The organism is Methylobacterium sp. WL116 (assembly GCF_008039455.1).
In the GTDB taxonomy this organism is placed as follows: Bacteria; Pseudomonadota; Alphaproteobacteria; order Rhizobiales; family Beijerinckiaceae; genus Methylobacterium.
This window is the reverse complement of sequence record NZ_VRUV01000752.1, coordinates 1-1,682: the sequence shown is the minus strand read 5'-3', so window position 1 is coordinate 1,682 and position 1,682 is coordinate 1. Positions and strand designations below refer to the sequence as shown.

The 1,682-nt window shown below is 74.0% G+C and carries 3 protein-coding genes and 1 pseudogene; 3 read left to right on the top strand and 1 reads right to left on the bottom strand.

All coding sequences use genetic code 11. The features are described 5' to 3' along the window. From FV223_RS26975 to FV223_RS26965, 3 genes and pseudogenes are all read left to right on the top strand, one after another. A pseudogene (locus tag FV223_RS26975) lies at nucleotides 1–573 on the top strand (DSD1 family PLP-dependent enzyme); the annotation flags it as partial. A gap of 8 nt (nucleotides 574–581) precedes the next feature. After that, nucleotides 582–980: a RidA family protein gene (locus FV223_RS26970; protein WP_147729782.1), complete on the top strand. Its 399-nt coding sequence runs from the start codon at nucleotides 582–584 to the stop codon at nucleotides 978–980. Between the two features lie 114 nt (nucleotides 981–1,094). Then, entirely contained in the window at nucleotides 1,095–1,325 is a 231-nt protein-coding gene (locus tag FV223_RS26965; protein WP_147729781.1) for a hypothetical protein, read from the top strand. Nucleotides 1,326–1,338: 13 nt separating this feature from the next. On the opposite strand, the gene FV223_RS26960 is transcribed toward FV223_RS26965, so the two are convergent. Further along, nucleotides 1,339–1,682, bottom strand: a 344-nt coding sequence (locus FV223_RS26960) for an SDR family NAD(P)-dependent oxidoreductase (protein ID WP_147729780.1), incomplete at its 5' end; no start/stop codon positions are given.

Below are 1,682 nucleotides of genomic sequence, written 5' to 3'. Positions count from 1 at the left end.
GAGGTCGAGCGCGCGGCCGGCGTCGCGGCGGCCGGGCACCTGCGGGCCGCCGGCCTCCCCTGCCCCGTGGTCAGCATCGGCTCGACCCCGACCGCGCGGTTCGCCGAGGCGCTCGACGGCGTGACCGAGGTGCGGGCCGGCGTCTTCATGTTCGGCGACTTGTTCCAGGCCGGCATCGGCACCTGCGCAACCGGGGACATCGTCCTGTCGGTGCTGGCGACGGTGATCGGGCACCAGCGCGCGAAGGGCTGGATCATCGTCGACGCCGGATGGATGGCGCTGTCGCGCGACCGCGGCACCGCGCGCCAAGCCGTCGACCAGGGCTACGGGATCGTCTGCGATCCGGCGGGGACGCCCTACCCCGACCTGATCGTGCGCGACGCCAACCAGGAGCACGGCATCGTCGCCCTCCGCCCCGGATCAGCCGCCGCGCTGCCGGACCTTGCCTTGGGCGCGCGCCTGCGCATCCTGCCCAACCATGCCTGCGCCACCGCCGCGCAGCACGGAAGCTACCACGTGCTCGACGCCGCCGGGCGCGTCTCCGCCACGTGGCCCCGCATCGCCGGCTGGTGATCCTCTCCATGACAGATCCGATCGAGCGCATCGCGACGAAGGCCGTGCCGGAGCCCGCCGGGCACTATGCCCAGGCGACGGCATGGCGCGACCTCGTCTTCGTCTCGGGCCAGCTCGGGCCCCGCCCCGACGGCAGCCATACCTTCGACCGCCCGTTCGAGGAGCAGGCCCGGCAGGCGCTGGCCAACGTGCTCGCCATCCTCGGCGCGGCCGGATGCGGCCCGGAGCGCGTGCTCAAGGTCACCGCCTACTTGGTCGGCGTCGAGAACTGGCCGGCCTTCGATCGGATCTACGCGGAGATGTTCGGCGCGGCCCGCCCCGCCCGCGCCGTGGTGCCGGTGCCGGGCCTGCACCACGGCTACCTCGTCGAGATCGAGGCCGTCGCCGCGCGCCCGGACCCGGCCTGAGCCGACCCATCGCGGCCGTTTACCGATCGCCGGGGGCATCCCCCAAACGGGTGATGTGCGGGTCGTCGGAATCGCGGTGTTCTCTCGTGTCCGAGCCTGACGAGGGAGCCCGACATGCGAAACCGCCAGGATTTTCCGATCTGGACGCGAAACCGGGCGCAGCGTCACGCCGCGCGCGGCTGCAGCCGGCTCGTGGTCGGCCTGATCCTCCGGTCGGGCCGCCGGCGGCCGTCGCCCCCGGTCGCGGACGAGCGTCCCTCGAACGTCCTGCCGTTCAAGATCCCCGCGACCGCGCAACCTTTCCGGCCCCCGCCGGCGCCGGTGGACGACCTGCGGCACGGGTGAGGCCGCAGGTCTCTCAGAACCGCTCGACCCAGGGGCGCAGCTCCAGCTCCTGGGTCCAGGCGCTGCGATCCTGGCGCAGCACGTCGCGGTAGCTGCGGGCGATGGCCTCCGGGTCGAGGTGGCTGTCGGGGGCATCCGGCGCCTCGGGCGCGCGGGCCGGGTTCCGGATCGCGCCGTCGATGACGAAGTGGGCCACGTGGATGCCCTGGGGCTGCAGCTCGCGCGACAGGCTCTGGGCCAGGCCGCGCAGGGCGAACTTGCCCATGGCGAAGGCCGACGAGCCGGCGAACCCCTTCACGCTCGCCGAGGCGCCGGTGAGCAGGATCGCGCCGTGCCGGGCCGGCAGCATGCGCCGGG

Coding starts and splice junctions, on each gene's coding strand:
- FV223_RS26970 (WP_147729782.1), top strand. CDS start 582: ATGACAGATCCGATCGAGCGCATCGCGACGAAGGCCGTGCCGGAGCCC.
- FV223_RS26965 (WP_147729781.1), top strand. CDS start 1,095: ATGCGAAACCGCCAGGATTTTCCGATCTGGACGCGAAACCGGGCGCAG.